The 24,586-nt window shown below is 51.8% G+C and carries 18 protein-coding genes; 6 read left to right on the forward strand and 12 right to left on the reverse strand.

All coding sequences use genetic code 11. The annotated features are described in order from the left end of the window. Positions 1 to 7: 7 nt before the first annotated feature. Together EYB31_RS10135 and xylA are read right to left on the reverse strand one after the other, a co-directional pair. A complete protein-coding gene (locus EYB31_RS10135; RefSeq protein ID WP_131013181.1) occupies positions 8 to 2,827 on the reverse strand; it encodes a response regulator in 2,820 nt (939 codons plus the stop codon). A gap of 158 nt (positions 2,828 to 2,985) precedes the next feature. Then, entirely contained in the window at positions 2,986 to 4,302 is a 1,317-nt protein-coding gene (gene xylA / locus EYB31_RS10140; RefSeq protein ID WP_131013182.1) for a xylose isomerase, read from the reverse strand. 173 nt (positions 4,303 to 4,475) lie between these two features. Here xylA and EYB31_RS10145 point away from each other — a divergent pair, with 173 nt between their 5' ends. Then, positions 4,476 to 5,642: an ROK family transcriptional regulator gene (locus EYB31_RS10145; RefSeq protein ID WP_131013183.1), complete on the forward strand. Its 1,167-nt coding sequence runs from the start codon at positions 4,476 to 4,478 to the stop codon at positions 5,640 to 5,642. Positions 5,643 to 5,877: 235 nt separating this feature from the next. On the opposite strand, the gene EYB31_RS10150 is transcribed toward EYB31_RS10145, so the two are convergent. From EYB31_RS10150 to EYB31_RS10195, 10 genes are all read right to left on the reverse strand, one after another. Next, the gene (locus tag EYB31_RS10150) at positions 5,878 to 7,476 is read right to left on the reverse strand and encodes an ABC transporter substrate-binding protein (RefSeq protein WP_131013184.1); all 1,599 of its coding nucleotides are present in this window, start codon (positions 7,474 to 7,476) and stop codon (positions 5,878 to 5,880) included. 172 nt (positions 7,477 to 7,648) lie between these two features. Then, positions 7,649 to 9,985, reverse strand: coding sequence for an AraC family transcriptional regulator (locus EYB31_RS10155; protein ID WP_165452321.1), 2,337 nt, complete (start codon positions 9,983 to 9,985; stop codon positions 7,649 to 7,651). A gap of 46 nt (positions 9,986 to 10,031) precedes the next feature. Further along, positions 10,032 to 10,913, reverse strand: a complete 882-nt coding sequence (locus tag EYB31_RS10160) for a carbohydrate ABC transporter permease (RefSeq protein WP_206105449.1) — start codon at positions 10,911 to 10,913, stop codon at positions 10,032 to 10,034. A gap of 20 nt (positions 10,914 to 10,933) precedes the next feature. Continuing rightward, complete coding sequence (locus EYB31_RS10165) at positions 10,934 to 11,827, reverse strand: ABC transporter permease (RefSeq protein WP_240762288.1); 894 nt, start codon at positions 11,825 to 11,827, stop codon at positions 10,934 to 10,936. Between the two features lie 301 nt (positions 11,828 to 12,128). Beyond that, positions 12,129 to 13,046 (reverse strand): DMT family transporter, encoded by a 918-nt coding sequence (locus tag EYB31_RS10170; protein ID WP_240762266.1) that lies wholly within the window; start codon positions 13,044 to 13,046, stop codon positions 12,129 to 12,131. A 28-nt stretch (positions 13,047 to 13,074) separates the two neighbouring features. Beyond that, positions 13,075 to 14,550 carry a glycerol kinase GlpK gene (gene glpK, locus EYB31_RS10175; RefSeq protein WP_131013186.1) on the reverse strand — a complete coding sequence of 492 codons (1,476 nt, stop codon included), beginning with the start codon at positions 14,548 to 14,550 and terminating at the stop codon, positions 13,075 to 13,077. Between the two features lie 186 nt (positions 14,551 to 14,736). Then, positions 14,737 to 15,660 (reverse strand): AEC family transporter, encoded by a 924-nt coding sequence (locus tag EYB31_RS10180; RefSeq protein ID WP_131013187.1) that lies wholly within the window; start codon positions 15,658 to 15,660, stop codon positions 14,737 to 14,739. Positions 15,661 to 15,789: 129 nt separating this feature from the next. Continuing rightward, positions 15,790 to 17,316, reverse strand: a complete 1,527-nt coding sequence (locus EYB31_RS10185; protein WP_131013188.1) for a tripartite tricarboxylate transporter permease — start codon at positions 17,314 to 17,316, stop codon at positions 15,790 to 15,792. A 4-nt stretch (positions 17,317 to 17,320) separates the two neighbouring features. Then, entirely contained in the window at positions 17,321 to 17,785 is a 465-nt protein-coding gene (locus EYB31_RS10190; protein ID WP_131013189.1) for a tripartite tricarboxylate transporter TctB family protein, read from the reverse strand. A 65-nt stretch (positions 17,786 to 17,850) separates the two neighbouring features. Then, positions 17,851 to 18,909, reverse strand: a complete 1,059-nt coding sequence (locus EYB31_RS10195; protein WP_170318223.1) for a Bug family tripartite tricarboxylate transporter substrate binding protein — start codon at positions 18,907 to 18,909, stop codon at positions 17,851 to 17,853. A 262-nt stretch (positions 18,910 to 19,171) separates the two neighbouring features. Here EYB31_RS10195 and EYB31_RS10200 point away from each other — a divergent pair, with 262 nt between their 5' ends. The 5 genes from EYB31_RS10200 to EYB31_RS10220 all read left to right on the forward strand — a co-directional run bounded on the left by EYB31_RS10200 (position 19,172) and on the right by EYB31_RS10220 (position 24,534). Beyond that, a complete protein-coding gene (locus tag EYB31_RS10200; RefSeq protein WP_131013191.1) occupies positions 19,172 to 20,761 on the forward strand; it encodes an ATP-binding protein in 1,590 nt (529 codons plus the stop codon). 8 nt (positions 20,762 to 20,769) lie between these two features. Further along, the gene (locus EYB31_RS10205) at positions 20,770 to 21,492 is read left to right on the forward strand and encodes a response regulator (RefSeq protein WP_420819432.1); all 723 of its coding nucleotides are present in this window, start codon (positions 20,770 to 20,772) and stop codon (positions 21,490 to 21,492) included. Between the two features lie 187 nt (positions 21,493 to 21,679). Further along, positions 21,680 to 22,732, forward strand: a complete 1,053-nt coding sequence (locus EYB31_RS10210; RefSeq protein WP_131013192.1) for an ABC transporter substrate-binding protein — start codon at positions 21,680 to 21,682, stop codon at positions 22,730 to 22,732. Positions 22,733 to 22,825: 93 nt separating this feature from the next. Continuing rightward, on the forward strand, positions 22,826 to 23,740 hold the full coding sequence (locus EYB31_RS10215) for an ABC transporter permease (RefSeq protein ID WP_131013193.1): 915 nt from the start codon (positions 22,826 to 22,828) through the stop codon (positions 23,738 to 23,740). After that, on the forward strand, positions 23,740 to 24,534 hold the full coding sequence (locus EYB31_RS10220; protein ID WP_131013194.1) for an ABC transporter ATP-binding protein: 795 nt from the start codon (positions 23,740 to 23,742) through the stop codon (positions 24,532 to 24,534). The genes EYB31_RS10215 and EYB31_RS10220 overlap by 1 nt, the downstream gene beginning before the upstream one ends. Positions 24,535 to 24,586: the final 52 nt, after the last annotated feature.

Genomic DNA, 24,586 nt, shown 5'->3' on the forward strand with positions numbered 1-24,586 from the left:
TGGTCACCTACCTATAGAGCCAAACACGGATAAGTGAAAGCAATTGGTTTAATTGTACAGGTTTGCCGATATAGTCGGACGCCCCGGCTTCGAGGCAGCGTTCGCGGTCCTGCTTCATCGCTTTAGCGGTCAGCGCAATAATCGGCAGCTCGGCCCGCTCCGGCATCCGCCGGATCGCCCGCATCGCCTCATAACCGTCGATCTTAGGCATCATAATATCCATCAACACAATGTCAACAGGCTCTCCTTTGCATAGCAGTTCAATCGCATCTCCGCCGTTCTCGGCAAACGCGACTTTCATTCCATGGCTTTCCAGCGCAGTCGTCAGGGCGAATACATTTCTCATATCATCATCGACAATCAGCACGCGTTTGCCGTCCAGAAGAGATTCGCCTATCGCCGAAACGGGCATTGCGCTTGGCGCCTGCTCAAGTCCCGGAGCCGCTTCCCGCGATCCGGACACCGCCTCCGCCAGAGCCGCAACAGGTCCGGCTTCGTTCGCAACGTTAGGCGCAGCTGCCGCCGGCGCCGCGAGCGGCACCACGCCATCTTTCTCCTTGCCGCTTGATTCGAGAGCTACAGGTACGAATAATGTAAAGCGGCTTCCTTTGCCCTGTTCGCTGTCCACATAAATCGAGCCGCCCAGCAATTGGGCGAGCTGACGGCTGATGGAAAGCCCCAGTCCCGTGCCGCCGTAACTGCGGCTGGTGGAGCCGTCAGCTTGCTGAAACGCTTCGAAAATAAGCCGATGTTTTTCCGTTGAAATCCCGATCCCCGTGTCGGAAACGGCAAAAGCTGCCACGGAAGAGGCCTGTCCGGCATTGCGGACACGCTTCCGCTCTTCTTCCCCGGGCATGTAAATATCAAGCCTGACTTCGCCGTATTCCGTGAACTTGGCGGCGTTGGACAGCAAATTCGTTACAATTTGCTGCAGCCGCTGCCCGTCCGTAAACAGCGTTCTGGGCACATCGGAATCGATACTGAGGTTAAATTCAAGCCCTTTCTTTTGCACGATAGGCCGGAATCGCTTCTCCAGCCCTTCCACTAGTTCCTCTAACACACACTCCTCGGGCACCACCGCCATCTTGCCCGATTCAACCTTGGAAATATCCAAAATATCGTTAATTAAGTGGAGCAGCTCATGGCCCGACTGGTGGATCGTGCGGACGAATTCAAGCTGTTTGGGCAGCAGCGTGCCCTCTTTATTTTCCAGCAGCAGTTGGGCCAAAATAAGCAGGCTGTTCAGCGGTGTCCGCAGCTCATGGGACATATTGGCCAAAAATTCGGATTTATAGCCGGAGGCCATCTCCACTTCGCGTGCTTTCTGCTCCAGCTCCGCCCGAATCAGCTCCAGCTCGTCGGCTCTGAGCTGGGACTGCTTATGCTGCTTCTCCAACTGCTCGTTGGAGGTGCGTAATTCCTCCTGCTGAAGCAGCAATTCCTCGGCTTGGCTCTGCAGTTCCTCCGCCTGCGACTGAAGTTCCGACTGATGCTGATGCGCTTCAAATAAGAGGCGCTCAATTCGCACATGGCTTTGCACGCTGTCGATGACAACCCCAAGCAGTTCGGTTACCTCGGAGATCAATTTCCGCTCCAGCTCTCCAATTTCCGTGAAACCGGCAAATTCGAGCACTGCGGTGACCGTTCCGTGATACAAAACCGGAATTAACAGCACATAAGAGGGCGGAGCTTGGCCCAGTCCCGATTGAACGGGGGCATATTTCTCAGGTACGTGCGACAACGAGATGGCTTCGCCGGACATAGCGCATTGGCCGACAAGCCCTTCGCCTACACGGAACGCTTTTTTGCCGAGTGCAGACCCGGCGTAAGCATAAGCTCCGGCTCTTTCGAAGATCGCGCTGTCCTTTTCACTTTGTTTAATATAAAAGACGGCATACGGAGATCCGATCGCTTTGGCCGTATGCGAGATAAAAACTTGGGCAAGCTCAGAGACATCGTGTATGCCCCTCAGCAAATTCATAATCTCGGCCGAGTTGCTCTGCAGCCAGCTTTCATCCTCCATCTCTTTCTGATACTGCTGCTCCCGCAGGGCATGTTCCTCCAAAGCCGTCGACATATGGTTAAGCGATGCCGCCATAAGCCCCAATTCATCGCTAGCCTCCGTCTCCACACGCGGCAAATCTTGATAAGGGCCGTCGGAAATATCGTTCATCACGCGCACCATGCGGCCTAACCGGCGTGTGATGGTGCGAGTCATCCAAAATGTAATACTGATGCTCATCAGAACGGTAAACAAAGTAAGCAATACACCGGTCCACAAAGCGATCCGTTTCAACCTGGTCGATTCTTCCGATGCCGTAGCGATTTCATCGTCCTGATATTTGCTCATTTGTTCAATCGCCGGATACAACAATTCGTTAATATGTTTGACATCCTGCTCCAGCAGCTTTGTCGCTTCAGGCATCTTGTTTGCCGCAAACGCGGCCGTAATCTGGCTCTCCATTTCGTCATGGGTTTCCAAAGCCAAATAAACTTGCTGCAGGCGATCCTTTACGATCGGGTCCAACTGTTTGTTTTCCAGCGTTTTCAGCGCATCGACGGCATTATCCTTGTTCGTTTGAATTTTCCCCAACGCTTTTTGCATTTGCGTGCTGTCTTTGTTCAGCAGCATTAATGAGAGCCTGCGCTCCATCTCGCTAATTTCAAAGCGGCTGGTATCCGCAAGCCTGGCTTTCTCGTATCTGTCCACGATCCCATTCATATTATGCTGCAGCACGGATTGGATTTGCAGCACAAACCAGCACAACACGGACATAAGAAGAATCACAACGCCTGATCCGAGATATAACTTTGTTTTTAAACTCATAAAGGCAATCCTTCTTTATATTAGGGTGCGTACAATTACAGTTATTCTCTGTTTTCCCGGATTTTCCTGCGGCGAATGCCACGCTGAAAAATATTTTGTTTGCCAAACAAAAAAACGGTGCCGCGAATGGACACCGTCTTTTTGCTTTTTCAAGCGGATTATGCGTTAAGCAAATATTGATTGATCGTGCTTTTGATCAGTTCAAGACGTCCCGATTTGTTCTGAATCGGGTTGTTTTGCAGCGCATAAGCCTCAAGCGAGCGGAAATCCGCTTTGCCGGAAACGATATCCGCGCCGATGCCGGATTGGAAGGAAGCGTAACGGTCGGCTACGACGTTTTCCAATACGCGGTCTTCGATCAGCTTGGCTGCCACTTGAAGTCCGCGGGCAAAGCTGTCGATCCCGGCGATATGCGAATACACTACGTCGATCGGTTCAAACGAACCGCGGCGCACTTTAGCATCAAAATTGACACCGCCCCGTCCGATACCACCTTCGTTAAGCAAAATTTCGTACATCGCCAAAGTTGTCGAGTACAAGTCGGTCGGGAATTCATCGGTATCCCAGCCAAGCAGCAAATCTCCCTGGTTGGCGTCAATCGAACCCAGAGCGCCGCTGACACGCGCCACACGCAGTTCATGCTCGAACGTATGTCCCGCCAGCGTAGCATGGTTCGCTTCCAAGTTCAGCTTAAAATGCGGCAGCAGATCATATTGGCGCAGGAACGACAGCGTTGTCGCCGCATCGAAGTCGTATTGATGCTTGGAAGGCTCCTTAGGCTTCGGTTCAATCAGGAACTGGGCGTCAAAGCCGATTTCTTTGGCATAAGCAACCGCCAAGTGCATAAATCTGGCCAGATTGTCGAGCTCCAGCCCCAGGTCGGTATTCAGCAGCGTCTCGTAACCTTCGCGGCCGCCCCAGAACACGTAGTTTTCCGCGCCAAGCTCCTTGCCGTGTTCTAGCGCCTTCTTCACTTGAGCCGCCGCATAAGCGAACACGTCCGCATTGCTGGTCGTAGCCGCGCCATGCACAAACCTTGGGTTCGTAAACATGTTGGCCGTATTCCAAAGCAGCTTTTTCCCGCTCGATTTCATGTTTTCTTTAATTTCCGCAACGATGACGTCCAAGTTTTTATTTGTTTCTTGAAGTGTGTCTCCTTCCGGAGCGATATCCCGGTCATGGAAACAGAAATAATCTACATCCAGCACGTTCAGCAGCTCAAAACATGCTTCCACGCGGGCTTTAGCCAAATCCATGCCGGAGAAACGATCCCAGCCGCGTACCGCCGTACCGCTGCCGAACGGGTCGGAGCCGTTGCCGGTAAAGGAGTGCCAATAAGCGACGGCAAACCGCAGATGCTCCCTCATCGTTTTGCCCAAGATCACTTGCTCCGGATTGTAAAATTTGTAGGCCAGCGGATTGTCGGACTGTCTGCCCTCATACGCGATTTTCGAAACTTGACCAAAATATGCCATAATAAATCCCCTCCGAAAATAATAAATGAATCCTTGCTGTGTATCGATTGCAGCGTTTCCAAATTTATCATAACATCAACTAACGACTTTGTAAATTGATTAAACTAACTAAATGTGCAAAAATAAATTCGTTCATGATACAATCATGAAATAGTGTTTACATGGGGGCCTTTATGAAGAAAACCGGCGATTTGAATCTTGTTAAACGAATGAACAAAGCGATTGTTCTTGAATATATCCAGCAGCATGCGCCCGTCTCGCGTGCGACCATCGCAAGCAAGACCGGCCTGACTAAAGCGACAGTGTCCACCCTGGTCAGCGAATGGATCGACAGCCACATGGTATACGAGATTGGCACGGGGGAATCCAGCGGCGGCCGCAAGCCGGTAATGCTGCTGTTTCATGCCAAAGCGGGATTTGTGATCGGAATCGATCTCGGTGTGAATTACATTCACGCCTTGCTTACCGATCTGGATGGCGAAGCCGCCTGCGAGCACAACATGACGCATGCCAATGCTTCCGTCGCCTCCGTCCTGGAGGACGTCAAAGCTTGTATCCGCGAGCTGCTCCGGCAGGCGCCGGCAAGCCCGTACGGCGTCGTTGGCATCGGGATCGGCATTCCCGGCATCAGCGACGACCACGGCAACGTGTTGTTTGCGCCGAATCTGGGCTGGGAAAATGTGCCGCTCCAGCAGGAGATCGAGAAAGAGTTCGGCATCCCTGTCGTCATTGAAAACGAAGCAAACGCCGGTGCGGTTGGCGAGAAACGTTACGGAGCGGGCCAAGACGCCGCCCACCTGATCTATGTCAGCTTGGGCAGCGGGATCGGCACCGGGATCATTATAAAAGACGAGTTGTACCGGGGCGCAACCGGCTTCTCCGGTGAAATCGGCCATCAATCGATTGATCTGAACGGGCCGCAATGCCGCTGCGGCAATTACGGCTGTTGGGAGTTGTACGCCTCGGAGCAAGCGCTGCTTGAGTCGGCGAAAAGCAGTCTGGGCCGGAGCGCTGCCGATGTGGACAGCCTGCTGCAGGAAGCGGCTCAGATCGGCAGCGCCGAAATATCCGGCTTGTTCGCGCAGCTTGGCCGTCATCTCGGCATCGGGCTCGTCAACATCGTCAACAGCTTTAATCCCGAGCTGATCATCATCGGCGGACGGCTTACGGCTGCAGCCGAATGGCTGGACGAGCCGATCCGGCAAACGATGGAGCAGCGGCTGCTCCCTTATCCGCGCAAACCGCTGGAGGTGCAGTTTTCGGCGCTGGACAGCCGTTCGACCGTGCTTGGCGCATCCACGCTTGCTGCCGGGAATTTCTTCGGGAAGCTGAAGTCGTAGCGGAGTGTGAACGGGTTGCGCCTTATCTCCATATGCAGATGTACGTTTGCCGGAAAACAACTAAAGAAGCTGCTCCGAAGAAGAAGCCCCCATGATGGTTACATGATAACAACGGGGGAACAACTCTTTGCAGCAGCTTCATTTTTCTATTTGGAACAGACGATTTGCCATCACATTACATTTTCGCAAGGCTCGTATTACTTTGGCTTGGGTGAAGCCAATTTCCTGCCCTCTGCTATTTCTTCGTTTTTACCCACTCGTCAACCTGCTTTTGCTTCTCGGCGATAATTTTATCTACTCCCGCCTTCTTCAGTTTATCGAGAAACTCCGGCAGCCCTGTCGCAGGGTCGATCGTACCCGAAATCAGCGCAAAATGATACTGTTGAATGACCGAACCGGTTTGTGCGAGTTCGGTTTTAACCGTTTCGGGGTTAAAGCTGAATCCAAGCAGTGGTGCCGTATCCGCTTCGTTATTAAGTTTGATCGTTTTCTCCCAGTTGCCGACGTCTCGCTTATCAATGTAATAGCTGTTGAACTGATTGCCGTACATCCAATCCGTGCCCGGCGCATAACCGATCGATTCCGGCGTTGCTCCCGGCGGCAAACCGATGACACCTTTTTCTTTATCCGTAAATACGTAATGTTTGCCTTCAATGCCATGGGCGATCAAATTGTACAGCTCTTTGTCCGTGTTGATCAGCTCCAGGAACATCATGGCCCGCTCCGGATTTTTGGACGTTTTACTGATCGCGGTCAGCGTAGCCAGCGTGCGTGACGTCGTAACCAGCGGTTTGCTGTACGATTTGAGAATTCCGTCAAAGCCGAAACGGAGAATATCCACCGTATCCGATCCAGGCCCTGTCGGCTTGGCGATTTGCGCAGCATATTTGCCTGCTTTGATTTCCGCCGTGACATCTGTCACCGAGGCAGCGTCTTTGCGGAAATAACCTTTGAGATACCATTTGCGCATCAGCTCGCTGAATTGCTTATACTCCGGGGTTTCATACTGGTTGACGACCTTGATTTTCGGATCGTTTAAATAATACCAGCCCGGCGAGGAGTCTTCTCCGATCGTATCCATACCGAAATAAGGAGCGGCTACATTAAAATGGTCCCACTTCGTATAAAATTTGACCGGATATATCCCCTTTTCGTTTTTAACGACCTGATCCAATAATGGTTCCAAATCTTCATATTTCGTTGTTTTATCAACGTCAAAATGATATTTTTCAGCCAAATCTTTGCGGATGTTCACGCCATACGGCATAGCTACGATCTGGTAATTGAGCGCTCCGTAGATTTTGCCGTTGACTCGTGCCGCATCCCACATTTTGGCAGGTACCGTCTTTTTCAGCGTCGGCGCATATTTGTCGAGCAATTCGTCCAATGGCAGGTAAGCGCCCTTTGCTACGTTCTGAAAATAATTGTTGCTCCATGTAGAAGTGAATACCAGATCGTACGGATCTCCGGCCGCCGTCATCACGTTCATTTTCTGCTCAAAGCTGCCGAGGTCGATTTGGTTCAGCTTGATTGTCGTATTGATTTTGGCTTTCAAGATTTTGTTCATCGCTTCTTCCACAAGCTTAAGATCTTTCTGCGGCGCCCCCTGATAATAATAAGTCAGCTCCACCGGCGGCAGCTTTGACGCATCGGTGCCACCCGCTCCGGATCCGGCCTCCGGCGCCTTAGCCGCCGTTTCCTTCGGTTTATCCTGCGGTTTTTCCACAGCTTTGCTCCCATCACCCGTATTGCCCCCGGTACATCCGCTGGCGGCAACCGCCAATAACAGCGGAATGCCAAACCAAACGGGCAGCTTCCGTTTTGCAGCCTTCATGATAAGTAACCTCCCTGGCTCAATCAGATTCGTCTGCAGGTCTCCCGCAGCAAATCAAGTATGGCACCCGATTTCGGAGGAGAAAAACAGCAAATACGATGAAAAGTGGCCAATAATATAAGTTGCTGCACGGTAAAATTGAACGATTTTCATAAAAAGTAGTTGATTGTCCTTATTTGCTTTGCGGTTCGGCACTGTCATTGACGTATTTCAGCTTATATTCGCTTAAAGAAACGCCAACCTTGGCTTTAAATTGCTTGTAGAAGTAATTTTTATTCTCGATGCCAATCTCGTCCACAATGTCGCTGAAATGCTTGGATCCCTCGTCAAGCAGCTCGATCGCCTTGGCAATGCGCAGCTCCGTGATGTAATCGGCCACAGACTTCCCGAACTCCTCCCGGAACAACTTGCCTGCATATACCTTCGACATATTGATCGTACTTGCGATGCTTTCCAGACAAAGCGAACTGTCCCGGTAATTGGCTTCGATCAATTTGACGATGGTGCCGGTGACCACGTTGGTCCGTTTATGCTTGCGGTCGTGAACGACGCCCGCAATGCGGGTGAACAAATCGTAAAAAAGCTCGTTGATTTCATCGATCGTCTCCGCGTTTGTCACATGCTGCATAAACGAATTGAAGTCAACGTTAAATTTGTTCAAGCTGTTTCCTTCCACGATGTTCAGCATGTTATACATGCTGGAAGTCACGTACAGCATCGCCGACATGACCGAATCATAAGAATAACCGGCAATGCCCGACAGCGTCTCTTCATACACCGTGCGGGCATCCTCCAGCTTTCCGTTAAACAACGCATCATGCAAGTTTTTCTCAAACTGCTTGGACAGCTTAAACGGATCCGTTGACTGATCTTTCAACATATCGGGGGTAACCACGGAATTATGGCCATAAATAAGCCGGTATTTGGACAAGTTGACCGACTCCCGGTAAAGCTGCTTCAGCTCGGAAAAATCTTGAGCTATATAACCAAAGGAAGCGGATAATGAAAGACTAAGGTGCATTTGCGACCACATCTGAATATGTTCGATCACGGAAACAATGTTGTGCTTAAACTCGTCCAGCGCTTGGTCCTTCAACTGCACAAGAAATACGATCCGGTTGTTTTCCAATTCAACGGCATCGCTATCGCCAATTTCTGCGAAAAGCTCTCGAGCCGCGTTGATGACGGCATAGGTGAACAACGCCTGATCCTGTACCGAATAAGCAGCGGCGAAACGGGCCCGGCGGTCGATCAGCAAGGTGATAAGTACAACGCTGCGGCGCGGGTTGAGAGGAATATCGTATTTGCCAAATAGCGCACAAAGCGGCTCGAACCCGTTAAATTCGCTGGAAAGCAGACCCGCGAGCGCATCGTTTTTGCGGATTCTCAGCATGTCGCGTTTCGTCTGGTCCAGCAGCTTCGCTTTATCGAACGTCTCGTCAAACGCTTGCGTCAGCAAACGGACTTCGTCGATGCGCCGTTCGCGGGATGCCGGAGCATCCGTCATTATGGCGACCCTTCTGACCAAGCTGCGAATCGGAGAATACAGACGGCGGGACACCAGCAAAGAAATAAGCAAACCCAGCAGCAGCACAGCAGTGCAGACCCCAATCGTGATTTGTTTCATTTGTTGAAACTGGTTTGTAATTAATTCATAAGGCAGCACCTGAATAAACTTCCAGCCTAATATATCCGAATAGACGTACGAAACGAGCATGTCCCGGCCCGTGTCCGTATCCAGAAAATACCCCGAATCGCCTTGCGCCCGCAGCACCCGGTTTACAAAAGGCTGATCGCTTAGATTAGAAAGAAACGGATGCGATTCGGAATCGTTCATCACCTTTCCATCCCGGTCGATGATGACAATTTCGCCTTCAAACATGTTATTTTTAAGCTTGAGGGAGTTGATGATGTTCTGCAAATATTCGATCTTCATATTCACGATGACGGCGCCTTCGACACCGCCTTTTTCCGAAGAAAAATCGTATAAACTGTATGTATATACCTTTGTAGAGGCCGAATTCGGGTCGTTTGGATTCAGCTTGATCAAGCGCGGAATCGGCGAAAAACTTCGCGGTTCTCCGGATGCCTGCACAATAATCGCGTTCATTTCCTGATCGAAAAAGCTGCTTTCGTCATTTAGCGGCGCATCCGTCGTGGAGAAATATTGCCCCAATCGTTTGTTGTATACGTATAAAGTGTGAACGGAGGCGTTTTTTTGCGCCAAATCCCGAAGGCGTCCCGCTTGAGCGATCAAGTCCATATAATCGATCCGATTTTGATACATCAACTGGGTCGTCACCGCATCGCCGAACACGGAAAACGTAAAATTTCTCGCGTTATCGTTTAAATAATTCGCACTGTAGCTGATCTGAGATAAAATCTTCGCATTGTTTTCCGTAACCGTCTTGGTCTGGATATTCTCGAAGCTCACATACAAGATGGAAGACAACGCAAATAAAAGCACGACCAGGACGATCGTAAAAGACAACACCATCCTGGCAAGCATGCTCCTTGGTACGGAAATGAATGGAATCAGGCTCATTTTCGCCACCCTAACCTTTAATCGCTCCAACAGTAAGGCCCCTTACAAAATATTTTTGGAAAAAAGCATACAGCAAAGCGATCGGTCCGATCGCGATGACGGCCATCGCCATTCTGGCGGATTCGGACGGAATGGCCGTTCCGGTTGAGGTTGGCAGCGAGTCAAGCACCTCGATATTTTTTACGGTCGTGTACAGCAAATACTGCAGCGGGATCAGATCCCGGTCTTCGATATACAGCAGGCCCAGCCACCAATCGTTCCAAAACATCAAAGCGCTGAACAAACCTACGGTCGCCAATACGGGAGCCGAAAGCGGCAGTATAATTTGCAGAAACAGTCGGTATTCGCCCACCCCGTCGATTTTGGCGGATTCGACGATTTCATGCGGCAGCGCGGAGAAAAAAGTGCGCATCAGCAGCACATACCATGGAGTCACCAAGTGCAGCACGATCAGCACCCATAACGTATCCTTCAAATGGAATATTTGGGTAACTACAATATACCATGGCACAAGCCCCCCATTGAACAGCATCGTAAAAAAAACGTAAAAGCTCAGTTGGCGGTTATAAAAGAAATCTTTGCGCGACAGCGGATAAGCGAGCAGCGCCGTAATCAGCAGACTGGCCGGCGTACCGACCATCGTCACAAAAACGGTCACTCCGTACGAAGCCAGAATTTGCCGCGGATTGCTCAGGATGTAGCCGTAAGCGGCCGTTGTAAACTGCTGCGGAAGTAACGAATAGCCATGTTGGACAAGCGCATTTTCGCTGGAAAATGATGCCGATACCAGCACCGCAATCGGCAGCAAAACGACAAGACAAAGCAAGGTTAATACGGCATACAGCATTGCGCCGCTGCTGCGGCGCCGGACATCTAATCTTCCGTTGTGCATGGTGCCTCTCCTTTCCTGTTTTAAAACAACGCATTGTTTTTATCGATTTTGCGGACGATTAAATTTGCGAGCAGCACAAGAATAAAGCCGACAACCGCCTGATAAAACCCGGCTGCGGACGCCATTCCGACATCGCCGACCGTTCGCAGCATACGGAATACGTACGTATCGATTACGTCCGTTGTGCTGTACAGCAGTCCCGTATCACGGGTGACGTTAAAAAACAAGCCGAAATCGGCATAAAAGATCCGGCCGATTTGCAGCAGCGTCATGATCGTCATAATCGGAACAAGCAGCGGAAGCGTAATATGGATGATTTGCTGCCATTTGGAGGCGCCGTCGATTTTGGCCGCCTCGTAATACTCCTGGCTGATTCCCAGCATACCCGCCAAATAGATGACGGAGTAATACCCCGCCGTCTTCCACAACATGATAAGCACAAGCAGCGCAGGCCATTTGGCGGCGTCCACATACCACTGTACCGGCTCTAATCCGACTGCGGCAAGCGCGCTGTTGACAAGCCCGTTTTCCATTTTCAGCAGCGCAAATACGAGATAGCCCATAACGACCCATGACAGCAAATACGGAAAAAACAGCGCCGATTGAAACAGCTTGTTCAGCCAGCGGACTTTTACCTCGTTCATCAGCAAAGCGATACCTACTGCGGCGATCAAACCAAACACGATAAACATCGCATTAAGAAACAATGTGTTAAACGTAATTCGCCAGGCATCCTCCGAGGAGAACAAATACTTGAAATTTTTTAGTCCGACCCATTCGCTTCCGACAATCCCTTTGTCAAACTTGTAATCTTTGAAAGCGATGATGATGCCGAACATCGGCAAATAAGCAAAGCAAAACAATATCAATACCCCGGGCAGCGTCATGGACAGCAGCCAGCCGTTTCGGCGCATGGCGGCGATGCTTCTGTACAATCCTCCGGGCTTTGATGCCGCAGCGGGCCGGGCCGCTTGAGAAGAAGCTTTCACGAGCCTTCACATCCTTTCTATTGGTGTTGAGGCTCATTCTCACCCTTTTCCGGCAAAGGGTAAACAGCAAGTACGAAAGCTTATGGCGATTATTAGCGGCAGGCTGCGGCAAATTATAAACAAAGTGGCGAATTGCAAAGAAAGCGGCTGTACAGCATGTCCGTTAACGACAAAAAACCCGCCGTTCACATGGAACGGCAGGCTGTTGACGTTAATGCGCCTAAAGTTATGCGTTTAAATCGCTGCCCCGTTTCGGAACAGGCAGCGGCGGTTCTTTTTTCACCAGCACCTCGGAAGCGATCAGCACGCCGCCGATAATAAGCAGCGAACCGCCAAGCTGGCCCAAGGTCACCTTGGTACCAAGCAATATGAAGCCGACCAGCATCGCAACAAACGGCTGCAGGTTGAGAAACACCGCCGATTTGCCGGCGCCGATCTCTTTGAGCTGGCGGTTCCAAATGAGCGTGGCGATCACTTGGCTGCCTAGCGCGCTGCCCACCGCAAGCAGCCACATCCAGACGGAATGGCTCAGCCGGATGGACGGTTCGAGCAGCAGCGCGCAAGGGACCTGCAGCACGGCTCCGATCCAGGAGGCGTGTATCGTAATGGCCAGCGGCTCCATTCGTTCCGTCAGCTTGCGGACAAGGATGACCGACACCGCAAACGACAGCATGGCGATAAAAATCATGATCTCACCTAAGCTTAAGCTGAGGCTGAACCCTCCTCCGCGCCCCACGACCAGGAAAACGCCGGCCAGCGCGGCGACCGAACCGGTAATCATCGGCTTCGACAGCGGCTCCTTCAGCAGCCAGCGGGCCAAATACGCCGTCGTAATCGGAGCCAGCGACATTACAAGCGCCGCCGTTGTCGCGTCGGTCGTCTGCATACCGTTAAAAAAGGCGGTTTGGTTGACGACCGTACCAATCAAGCCAAGCGGCAAAAACAGCAGCAGGTCGCGCATTTTCAGCGTCGGCCATCTGCGGGTGAACAACATAACAACGATAAAAAATAAGGCGGTAAACGATAATCTGACCGCAGATAAGGCCATCGGCGAAAATTGTTGTACCAGTATCGTGCCAAAGACGAAATTGCTGCCCCAAAACAGGACACACGTCAACAGCAGCGCATACGTTTTCAGCTTCACAGCACGGACCTTCTTCCCTGCTTACGGGTTACAGCTGCAAATGAACCGCTTTTTGCCACCCCGCGTACTTTTGCTCCCGGAACTGCTCGTCTTGCTCAGGTACGAATGTTTGATCAAGCTCCCACAGCCGCTCAATTTCTTCTTGCCCGCTCCAAAAGCCGACCGACAACCCGGCAAGAAACGCCGCGCCCAGCGCCGTCGTTTCGTTGACTTTTGGCCTTGTCACGTTAACGCCCAGCAAGTCGGCCTGGAACTGCATCAGGAAGCCGTTTTTGACGGCGCCTCCGTCGACGCGAAGTTCCGGCAGATGAATGCCCGACTCTTCTTCCATCACCTGCAGCACCTCCTGGCTTTGGTAAGCAATCGCTTCCAGCGCCGCGCGCACGATGTGCTCTTTTCTTGTCGCCCGCGTCAAACCTGAGATGAGGCCACGCGCGTTCGGATCCCAATACGGGGTGCCCAGTCCGCTGAATGCCGGGACAAAGTAGACGCCGCCGGTATCTTCCACCGACGAAGCGATCGCTTCGGTCTCCCCCGCATGCGAGATCAAGCCAAGCCCGTCGCGCAGCCACTGAATGACCGCACCGGCGATAAACACGCTGCCTTCCAGCGCATAAGTAACCTCGTCCCCCACCTGCCAGGCGATCGTGGTGAGCAGGCCTTTTTGCGAAGCTACCGGTTTGCCGCCCGTATTTTTCAAAATAAAACAGCCGGTGCCGTACGTGTTTTTGGCCATCCCTTCGCGGAAGCAGCCTTGGCCGAATAAAGCGGCCTGCTGGTCTCCGGCGCTGCCGGCGATCGGAATGCCCGCTTCGTCTCCGCCAAGCAGCGACGTATGACCAAAAATGCCGCTGCACGGCTTCACTTCAGGCAGCATGGCGCGCGGAATGCCGAATTCGGCCAAAATGTCGTCGTCCCAGTCCAGCGTATGTATGTTGTACAGCATCGTCCGCGACGCATTGGATATATCCGTTGCGTGAACGGCCCCGCCGGTTAAATTCCAAATCAGCCAGCTGTCGATCGTGCCAAACAACGCTTCGCCCCGCTCCGCCTTTTCGCGGATCGACGGATGCTCGCATAGCAGCCACTTCAGCTTGGTGCCGGAGAAATAAGGATCAAGCACAAGTCCCGTTTTGCTGCGCACGGTTTCCTCGAAACCTCCGGTCTTTAGTTCCTCGCAGATCGAGCTGGATCTGCGGCATTGCCAAACGATAGCGCGGTGCAGCGGTTTGCCCGTAGTGCGGTCCCATACAACCGTCGTCTCCCGCTGATTCGTGATACCGATGGCTGCAATTGCTTCTGCGGCAATACCTTCGGTTGCCTGCCGGAGCACCTCCAGCTGAACGGTCCAAATCTCTTCCGCGTCGTGCTCCACCCATCCCGGCTGAGGGAAAAATTGCGTAAACTCCCTCTGCGCCATCTTCACAATATTGCCGGTCTTGTCGAACACAATGGCCCGGCAGCTGGTCGTGCCTTGGTCCAATGCGACGATATACGCTTTCATATGTTGCCTCCCGTCCTGTACATTCGCACAATTTGCAGTTCATCCGTTAGTAGCGCCAAGCGTTTATCCTTAAGCAAAGTACTTGCAACAGCGGCAAAAACCGCAGGCTTCACACTTGTCATAAGTGTACTTCAGCGTCAGGGAGGAATCAATGACGATTTTCTCTGAAATGTATCCCATATTCCCTCAAAATAAGATGTTCGACAAATAGACGACGGCAGCTACCGTCGCGCTGCTGAGCAAGGTGGAGAGCAGCACGGCTTGCGCCGCATATTCCGGCTGATTGCCGTATTCCAGCGCAAATATCGCGCTGTTGCGTGAAGTCGGGAACGAGCTGGCGATAAACAATGCTTGGGCAACCGTGCCTTCCAGACCCATAACCGTAATGACCGCATAAGCGAGCACAGGCGAGACGATCAGCCGTCCGGCGAGGCTGAGCAGAAGCGGCGCCGAGACGGCGCGGATTTTTAAATAGGCACTTTGAGCTCCCAAGGTAAGCAGTGCGATCGCCAAGAAGGCGTTTGACGTGTTTTCGATAGGGTTTCTTAAGAAAGCCGGCATCGGTACCTTCAGCAAATTAAGCAGCAGTCCGGCAAGAAAGGCATAAAACACCGGATTTTTCAGCAGCTCGCGGACCGCTTCCTTCAGCCCGCTGCTACCGCCCGCCACCGCATTGATCAGTCCGTACGTATTGGTCAGCAGGTTCTGGTAGATCATGACGACCACCTGAACCGAAGCGCCAAGCGGATTGTTCGGAAAGACAAGCTGGCTGACCGGCAATCCGAAGTTTCCCGAATTAATCAGCACAACGCTGTTTTTAAACGTCGATGAAGTGGACTTGTCCAATTTGGCCAGCTTGGAGGCGACCGTGCTGAAGGCGATCAACGCCGAGCTTTGCAGCAGTAAAAAACCGAGGATGTACAGCAGCATGCCGCCGATTTTGCTGTCATATATATTGAGGAAACTGACAGCCGGCATCAGAAAAAAAGCGTTCAGCTTGGACAACGTATTCATGTCGAGCTTGAACTTTCTTTGCAGAAAAATGCCTGCTCCGATCAATGTGAAGACGGGCACAATCACATTAACGACAATGAGGATAAATACATTCATGGTGACGGATGTCCCTCCGAATCGTGCTACTAATCGTGCTATCTAAATAGAAACCAGACGATAAAAACGCAAAATGCCCCGGCACGCACGCACCGCTCAACGGTCATGCGCTGCACAGGGCTGATCCGGTCAACCTTCTTCGTTTACCAGCACTTTTTTGCCTTTCAGTTTTAAGATAAGCGGAATTACAATCCAAAGCAAGCCGATAATGAGAAATACTAACGAAACCGGTTTCTGTACAAAAATCGCAAAGTCGCCGTTGGAGATCGTCAGTGCGCGGCGCATGTTGTTTTCCATCATCGGTCCGAGGATCAGACCCAGCACCAGCGGCGCCAGCGGGAAGTCGTTTTTGGACAGGAAATAGCCGGCCAAACCGCAGCCCATAATAAGCAGCAGATCAAATGTAGAGTACTGCACCGCATACACGCCAAATACGGAAAATACGATAATGAGCGGAATCAAATATTTGGTCGGCGTTTCAATCACTTTAGCAAACACTTTAACCAGCGGCATGTTCAGGATGAGCAGCATCAGGTTGCCGACAAACATACTGGCGATTACACCCCAAGCCAGCTGCGGATGATCCGAGAACAGCAAAGGACCCGGCTGCACGTTGTACATAATAAATGCGCCCATCATAATCGCCGTTGTACCCGAAGACGGGATGCCCAGCGTCAGCAGCGGAATCATCGCGCCGCCGGCAGCGGCATTGTTGGCCGACTCCGGAGAAGCGACGCCTTCGATCGCGCCTTTGCCGAATTTATCGGGATTTTTGCTTAGCTTTTTCTCCACGATATAGGCGAAAAATGAAGCCAGGATGGCCCCCGCGCCGGGCAGCAGACCGATGAAAAAACCGAGAACCGAACCGCGGGCGATCGGCGCCGCGCTGTCTTTCAAATCTTTTTTGGTCGGCATAATGCGGTTGATTTTCGCCAGCTCTCCGTCGTTACCTTCCCGCTCCAGTATCGTCTTGAACACTTCGCCGACGGCAAATGTGCCTACTGCGACGGTCAGAAATTCCAATCCTTGATACAGCTCAGGAATGTCGAACGTAAATCGCGATACGCCGGATACATTATCGATGCCAATCGTAGCGAGCAGCAGGCCAAACGCGGTCATCATCAGCGCTTTGATCATCGATTTACCCGCAAGACCGCTGATCGCAAGCAGGCCAAGCACCATTAACGAAAAATATTCGGCCGGGCCGAATTTAATCGCCACTGCGGACAAAGGCTGGGCCAAAAAGATCAATCCGAGCAAAGCGACGATACCCGCCGCAAACGAACCAATCGCCGAAATCGCCAGCGCCGCTCCCGCACGCCCCTGCTTGGCCATCTGATAGCCGTCCAACGTGGTAACTACGGAGGAAGATTCCCCCGGCGTATTTAATAATATGGAAGTCGTGGAACCTCCGTACATTGCACCATAGTACACGCCTGCAAGCAAAATGATCGAGCTTGTCGCCGCTTCCTCCGGACCAAGCCCCGCCGTCATCGTCGCCGTGATCGGGATCAGCAGCGCCACGCCGCTCATCGGCCCGATGCCCGGCAATACGCCGACAACCGTGCCGATCAGCACGCCGAAAAAAACGAACAGCACATTGTGCCACTGCATAGCCGTAGATAAACCGTGAAGCAAATAATCAATTGTGCTCATCGTATTAACCTCCTAAACCAAGCCAAGCCGGAAAGCCGGGAAGCGAACCGTCCAGCACATTGACGTAAAGATAATACACCCCGTATGAAAAAGCGCCTGAAATGACGATAGATGTAAGCAGCTTGCCTTTTTGCATCGTCTGAAAGCCGATCAGCAAAAACAAAAAGGTCGAAATGACAAAGCCGATTTCCTCCAAAAAATAAGCGTAAAGCACAGCCGCGGCGAAAATGATCCCAAACCGCTTATAATCGAGATTTTGCTTTTTTGTTTCCGTCTTTTGAGCACGAAACGTTTCATAAATCAGGCGTAGGCTGAGCAATGCAAGCAAACCGCCCAAAATCATCGGGAAGATGTTAGCTCCGACATTGCTGCCGTAAGCGCTTGTCGATATCGTCCGGCTGCCGATCATAAACGCGGTGCCTACGGCAAGGAAGACGATACCGGCGTAACGGTCAAACGTTCTGTTCATATGTCTCTTCTCCTTTTAAAGCACCGGGGAGAAGATGTTCTCTTCTCCCCTGGATTCGTTCCTGTTTACTTCTGCATGCCAAGCGCGGTCATAATATCTTTGATTTGCGTTTCCTGCTGCGTCAAATAGGTCTTGAAATCGTCCGACTTCTTATAGTCGGTTTCCCAGTTGTTCGCTTGGACTTCCTTCTTCCATTGATCGGATTCGACCATCTTCTTCAGCGCATCGTCCCAATATTTCTTGGCGTCAGCACTCATCTCTTTGGGTCCGAAAATTCCGCGCCAGATCAGGAATTCGGCATCCACGCCCTGCTCTTTCATCGTTGGCACATCCTTCAGACTGCCGCCGAGGCGCTGCGGAGCGGCAACGGCCAAAATTTTAATTTTGCCGGCTTTTACATATTGGTCAAGCGAAGATGCATCCGTACCAAGCACATCCGCGTTGCCTCCGAGCAACGCTGTAACGGCTTCTCCGCCGCCGTCGTAGGAGACGTATTTGATTTTTTTCGGGTCGATGCCGTACTTAAAGGCGGGTAAAATCGCCACCACGTGGTCCATCGAGCCCGGTGCGGAGCCGCCGGCTACGGTCAGTTTGGTTGGATCCGCTTTCATATCGGCGAGCAGCGATTTCAAATCGTTATATTTGGAATTCGCGGCCACTGCAATCGCGCCGTAGTCTTTAGTCAATTGGGCCAGCGGTGTCGTATCCTTGAAGCCGTAAGGCGTGTTGCCTTCTTTTTTGATATTGTTAATCAGGATCGGCGGCGAGCTGACGAACAACTTATAATTGTCTTTTACATCCTTCGTTGCGTATTCGGCCATAAACACCGTGCCGCCGCCGCCCGGTTTATTTTCCACGCTGACCGGCTTTTCATAGATTTTCGTTTCGCCCAGCACTTTAGCGATCGTTCTGGCCGTCATGTCCCAGCCGCCGCCTGCTCCGGACGGAGCCACGATGCCAAGCGGTTTCTCCGGATATTTGGAGCTGCTTGCCGCTGGCGCCGCCGTATCCTTGCCTTTATCCGCACCGGTTGCCGCTTGCTTGGCGCCTCCTCCGCTGCCGCATGCCGCAAGGCTTGCCGCAAGTACGATGATGGAAGCTACTTTCCACGATTTTTCCAACATTTGTTTAATCAATGTGAACCCTCCCCTAAATGTTTACAATCCGCTTAAGCGAACGAAGCTATATTTGTTTGCGCTTTCTTTGAAGCGTTTTCAATATATCACCGCCGCCTTGTTTAGAGGAAGTTTAACGAAATTAGTCGTATTAAAACCATTGCGGACATTTTGTTCATTTTGTTTACGGCGCAAACGCTTCATTTCATGCCCGCATAATAATTTCCTGTGATACAATACTAGAAAAAAAAGCGAGGGACCGATCAAGGTTATGCGATTGCAGACCAAGCTGATTCTCATCATCTGTTCGCTGTTGGCGCTTGTTATTGTCAGCCTAGGGGGCATTTTCTATTATGTGGTCACTTCCGCGCTGGAGGAGCAGATCGGTACACGCGCGCTAAAAGTGGCCGAAACGGTGGCCTCCATGCCGGAGATCAGGAAAGCGTTTCACGACGCCGACCCTTCAGCGGCGATTCAGCCGATCGCCGAAACGGTCCGCGAAAAAATCGACGCCGAATATATCGTTGTCGGCAACAGGGAAGGCATTCGTTATTCCCATCCACTGCCCGACCGCATCGGTAAAGAGATGGTCGGCGGGGATAACGGCCCCGTGCTTGAAGGAAAATCGATCATCTCCAGCGCCATCGGCTCTTTAGGGCCGTCATTGCGCGGCAAAGCTCCTGTTTTTGACGATAACGGCTCGGTCATCGGCATCGTATCCGTCGGCTTTCTGACGGAGGACATCGACAATTTTACCGACAACTATCAAGCGGAGATTGAACTGATCACCTTTGCGGTGCTGGCCGTCGGCGTCGGCGGCGCCATTCTGATCGCCCGCAATGTGCGCAAATCCTTGCACGGGCTTGAGCCGCAGGAAATCGGATCGTTATACACCGAGAAACAAGCTATTCTCGAATCCATACGCGAAGGGATCATCGCCGTTGACCGCAGCGGTACCGTTACGCAGGCCAATCGCTACGCATTGCAGCTGTTGGGACTGCCGGAGCATGCGGATATTGCCGGCAAGCCCATCGAAGATGTCATCCCCAATACCCGGATGCACGAAGTCGTGCGCACAGGCAATGCCGAATTCGACCGCGAAATGCTTATTGGCGATCATGAAGTGATTGTGAACCGTGTGCCGATGATGAATTGGGACGGTCAGGTAACGGGGGCGGTGTCCAGTTTCCGCAGCAAATCCGAGCTGTACCGGCTGGCTGAGGAATTGTCGCAAGTGAAGCGGTTTGCCGACGCGTTGCGTGCCCAAACCCATGAATACTCCAACAAGCTGTATGTGATCTCCGGCCTGATCCAATTGGAATCGTATCAGGAAGCGGTCGATTTAATCTCACGCGAGTCGGACGTACATCAGAATCTGATTCATTTTCTGATGCGCGAAGTGCCCGATCCGATGATCGGCGGTTTGCTGATCGGCAAATACAATCGCTCCCAGGAGCTGAAAATCGGGCTTGAAATCGATCGCGAAAGCTCGTTTCGCGACATACCGGAGCATATTGACCGCAACCTGCTGGTTACCATCATCGGCAATTTCATCGATAATGCGCTGGAAGCGAATCTCGCCGTAGCCGATAAAACAAACCGCCATGTCAAACTTTTTTTGACTGACCTTGGTGAAGATTTGATTATCGAATGCGAAGATAACGGGATTGGCATTCCCGAAGAAATCGGCGGCATCGTCTTTGAGAAGGGTTTCTCCACAAAAGAAGGCGAACGGCGCGGCATCGGGCTTTCCCTTGTTCAGCATGCGGCCCGCAAGCTTGGAGGTTACATTACGTTCCAGAAAAATCCCGGCGGCGGAACGATCTTCACCGCGGCGATTCCAAAGAAAAACTCGGTCTGATAGGAGGTATTAGAGTGAACGCGGTTCAGCACACGGAGACAATTGAAGTGTTCATCGTGGAAGACGACCCGAAAATCGCCGAAATCAACCGGCGTTTTGTGGAGAAAGTCGATGGATTTAAAGTAGTCGGCATCGCCACCGATGAAAGCCAAGCGAAGGAACAGCTGGAGCTGCTCGAACCGGATCTTGTGCTGCTCGACGTCTACTTTCCGGACACTAGCGGTTTGGAGCTGCTGCAATATATCCGCCGTCAATACCGTAAAATCGATGTCATCATGATTACGGCGGCCAAAGAAATCGATGTCGTGCGGGCTGCCGTGAGAGGCGGGGCGTTTGATTATATTATCAAACCGCTTGTTTTCAACCGTCTGCAGGAAACGCTGCTGCGTTACGTCGATTTTCATCGCGAGCTTCATCGGTTGGAACGGGAAAGCGGCCATATCAGTCAAGATGACATCGACCGCCTTCTTTCGGGAAGCGAAAAAAAGGAATCATTTTCCACTAATTACCTACCAAAGGGCATCGATAAATTAACGCTCGACAAAGTCGTGCAAGCTATCTCCACAACCCCGGCCGGAATGACCGCCGAACAGGCAGCCAAGCTGATCGGGGTAAGCCGTTCGACAGGGCGCCGCTATTTGGAGCACTTAGTCAGCCTCGGCAGCGTGTTTGCGGACTTGTCTTACGGGGTTGTCGGGCGGCCTGAGCGGGTGTACCGTTACCGGAAATAAAACTGTAAATATGAGATTTCCAAATTTTTCTGCAAATCGAACATGTTGACGTCAAGCCGGCTTAATATTAAACTATGGTTAATTCATTTTGGCGCTGCCTTCCGTATGCCCTCCGGCTTTAACACTTTTACTGTTTAAAGCGGAGACATGCCGGCGCGGCAAAACCTAACATCTGAGAGGGGTCATCATCTTGAAACGGAAAGCAATTACATCGTTTGTATTGGCGGCAATTCTGCTTACCGCTGTCGGCTGCGGACAAAAAAACAGCGCTGACAGCACGGATAAGCAAGGCGCAGACGCATCACAGCCCGCAAAAACGGAACAAAAAATGTACAAAATCGGGATCTCGCAGATCGTTGAGCACCCATCGCTGGACGCAACCCGCCAAGGATTCATCGCCGCTCTGAAAGACGCGGGGATCACGGAAGGCACAAATCTGAAAATCGACTACAACAACGCCCAAGGCGATCAAACGAACAACTTATCGATTGCCCAGAAGTTCGCATCTTCGGATAACGATTTGATTTATGCGATCGCTACCCCATCGGCTCAAGCGGTTGTGCAGCAAGTGAAAAAAACGCCCGTTTTGTTCGCAGCTGTAACCGACCCGCTCTCCGCCAAAGTCGTAAGCAATTTGGACAAGCCCGGCGGCAATGTGTCCGGCGCTTCCGATACGAACCCTGAAGCGATCACCAAGCTGATGGATTTTATATCCAGTAATTTCCCAAAAGTGAAAAATGTCGGGCTTGTGATCAACGAAGGCGAACCGAATGCCGTCGTGATGGGCAAAATTGCCGAAGATGCGCTCGCTAAGCACGGGATCAAGCTGATTAAAGCTCCGGTAACTAACACCTCGGAAGTTAAGCAGGCCGGACAATCGTTGATCGGCCGTGTCGATGCATTGTACATCACGCTAGACAACACCGTCGTCAGCGGCGTGGATACTTTGCTGCAAATTGCAAAAGATAAGCATATTCCTTTCTTTTCAAGCGACCGGGATACCGTTGAAAAAGGCGCATTTGCCACTTTCGGGTTCAAATATTACGATCACGGCTATCAAGTCGGTCAAATGGCTGTAGATATTTTGAAAAACGGCAAAAAACCTGCGGATATGAAAGTGACCGTTCCCGACAAGCTGGATCTCATTCTTAATATGAAGGCCGCTAAAGATCAAGGCATTGAAGTGACGGAAGCGATGAAAGCAATCGTCAAAGATAAAGAAAAGAACATCATCCAGTAACCTTCTCGGTGCTGAAAAGCCGGCTTTTGGAACACTTACTTTAAAGAGTGAACGCCACTTTCGTTCACTCTTTTTTTCTGAGGAGGACCTATTATGCTTGATTCATTATACGGCGCTGTTGAGCTGGGCTTGTTGTATGCCCTAATGGCGTTAGGCGTTTATATTACGTTCCGGATTCTCGATTTTCCCGATCTGACGGTGGACGGCAGCTTTACAACCGGCGGCGCCATCTCCGCGATTTTGATCTCAAACGGCTATTCTCCGCTGCTTGCCTGCCTCTGCTCTTTTCTCGGCGGTCTCGCTGCGGGAGCGTGCACCGGACTGCTGCATACAAAAGGCCGGATTAACGGCTTGTTATCCGGCATCTTGATGATGATCGCGCTTTATTCGATCAATATGCGGATCATGGGCAAACCGAACATTTCACTGCTTGGCACGGACACCGTTTTTTCTACCGTTCCGCCGTTTGCCCTTATGTTTGTTGTTGTGATTGTCGTTAAGCTGCTGCTTGACGCGTTTTTTCATACCGAGCTGGGGCTTGCTCTGCGGGCTACGGGCGATAACGCGCGAATGATCCGCAGCCTTGGCGCCAACACGGACACAACAACGATTCTCGGCGTCAGCTTGTCCAACGGGCTTGTTGCTTTATCCGGCGGGCTTATCGCCCAGCAGTCCGGCTTTGCCGATATTTCCATGGGCATCGGAATGATTGTGATCGGCCTCGCCTCGGTCATCATCGGCGAAGCGATATTCGGGGCAAGGACCGTATTTTGGGCCACATTAGCCGCCGTTCTGGGTTCCATCGTATACCGTATCGTTGTTGCTTTGGCGCTGCAAGTGGAATGGCTGAAAACCTCGGACTTAAAATTGATTACCGCCGTCATCGTCATCATCGCTTTGGTGCTGCCGTCGTTGAGGCGCAATTGGAAACAAAAAGCGCAGGCCAAGAAACGTTCCGCCGAGCTGATCGGCCTCATCAAGCAACCAAAAACCGGAGGTGAGCGCTGATGCTGGAGTTATCCAAAGTATCCAAGCTGTTTAATCCCGGTACCTCGGATGAGAAAATCGCTTTGGTGAACATCGATCTGAAGCTGAATCCCGGGGACTTTATTACCGTGATCGGCAGCAACGGCGCCGGCAAATCGACGCTGATGAACATCATCTCCGGGGTTATGACACCGGATGCCGGCGAAGTGAAAATTGACGGGCAGCCGATTCAACATCTGTCCGAACATACGCGAAGCCGCTGGGTCGGACGGGTATTTCAAGACCCGATGGCCGGCACCGCTCCCCGCATGACAATCGAGGAAAACTTGGCGATGGCGTTCTCCCGCGGCAAACGGCGCGGCTTAGGGTTCGGAGTGACAGTGGGCAAACGTTCCTTTTTTCATCAACAGCTGCAGCGGCTGGGCATCGGCCTGGAGAATAGGTTGCGGGCCAAGGTCGGCTTTCTGTCCGGGGGTGAACGGCAAGCTTTGAGCTTGCTTATGGCTACGTTTACGAAACCGCAAATCTTGCTGCTCGATGAGCATACGGCAGCGCTTGACCCTGCCCGGGCGGAGCTGATTACCCGGCTTACCGAGGAAATTGTTCGCGAGATGAAGCTAACTACCTTGATGGTGACGCATAACATGGAACAAGCGATCCGGCTGGGCAACCGCCTGATTATGATGGATAAAGGCCGTATCATTCTAGACGTCAATGAAGAACGTAAACAAGACCTGACGATTGCCGAGCTGCTTGGCGAATTCGAAAAAATCAGCGGCGGCAAATTGGCCGACGACCGCGTTGTGCTTGGATAAACCCGCATAAACAAAGGGCTGCCCATAGCTTGATCTGCTCCCCTTACGGTAG

Origin of the sequence: Paenibacillus thalictri (assembly GCF_004307995.1) — a bacterium.
In the GTDB taxonomy this organism is placed as follows: Bacteria; Bacillota; Bacilli; order Paenibacillales; family NBRC-103111; genus Paenibacillus_AF; species Paenibacillus_AF thalictri.

Bases quoted from the DNA above. Each gene is read 5' to 3' on its own strand.
- EYB31_RS10215 (WP_131013193.1), top strand. From the start codon at position 22,826: ATGCTTGATTCATTATACGGCGCTGTTGAGCTGGGCTTGTTGTATGCC.
- EYB31_RS10160 (WP_206105449.1), bottom strand. From the start codon at position 10,913: ATGCACAACGGAAGATTAGATGTCCGGCGCCGCAGCAGCGGCGCAATG.
- EYB31_RS10165 (WP_240762288.1), bottom strand. From the start codon at position 11,827: ATGCGCCGAAACGGCTGGCTGCTGTCCATGACGCTGCCCGGGGTATTG.
- EYB31_RS10180 (WP_131013187.1), bottom strand. From the start codon at position 15,660: ATGAATGTATTTATCCTCATTGTCGTTAATGTGATTGTGCCCGTCTTC.
- EYB31_RS10200 (WP_131013191.1), top strand. From the start codon at position 19,172: ATGCGATTGCAGACCAAGCTGATTCTCATCATCTGTTCGCTGTTGGCG.
- EYB31_RS10190 (WP_131013189.1), bottom strand. From the start codon at position 17,785: ATGAACAGAACGTTTGACCGTTACGCCGGTATCGTCTTCCTTGCCGTA.
- EYB31_RS10185 (WP_131013188.1), bottom strand. From the start codon at position 17,316: ATGAGCACAATTGATTATTTGCTTCACGGTTTATCTACGGCTATGCAG.
- glpK (WP_131013186.1), bottom strand. From the start codon at position 14,550: ATGAAAGCGTATATCGTCGCATTGGACCAAGGCACGACCAGCTGCCGG.
- EYB31_RS10195 (WP_170318223.1), bottom strand. From the start codon at position 18,909: ATGTTGGAAAAATCGTGGAAAGTAGCTTCCATCATCGTACTTGCGGCA.
- EYB31_RS10220 (WP_131013194.1), top strand. From the start codon at position 23,740: ATGCTGGAGTTATCCAAAGTATCCAAGCTGTTTAATCCCGGTACCTCG.
- EYB31_RS10155 (WP_165452321.1), bottom strand. From the start codon at position 9,985: ATGCTTGCCAGGATGGTGTTGTCTTTTACGATCGTCCTGGTCGTGCTT.
- xylA (WP_131013182.1), bottom strand. From the start codon at position 4,302: ATGGCATATTTTGGTCAAGTTTCGAAAATCGCGTATGAGGGCAGACAG.
- EYB31_RS10135 (WP_131013181.1), bottom strand. From the start codon at position 2,827: ATGAGTTTAAAAACAAAGTTATATCTCGGATCAGGCGTTGTGATTCTT.
- EYB31_RS10145 (WP_131013183.1), top strand. From the start codon at position 4,476: ATGAAGAAAACCGGCGATTTGAATCTTGTTAAACGAATGAACAAAGCG.
- EYB31_RS10150 (WP_131013184.1), bottom strand. From the start codon at position 7,476: ATGAAGGCTGCAAAACGGAAGCTGCCCGTTTGGTTTGGCATTCCGCTG.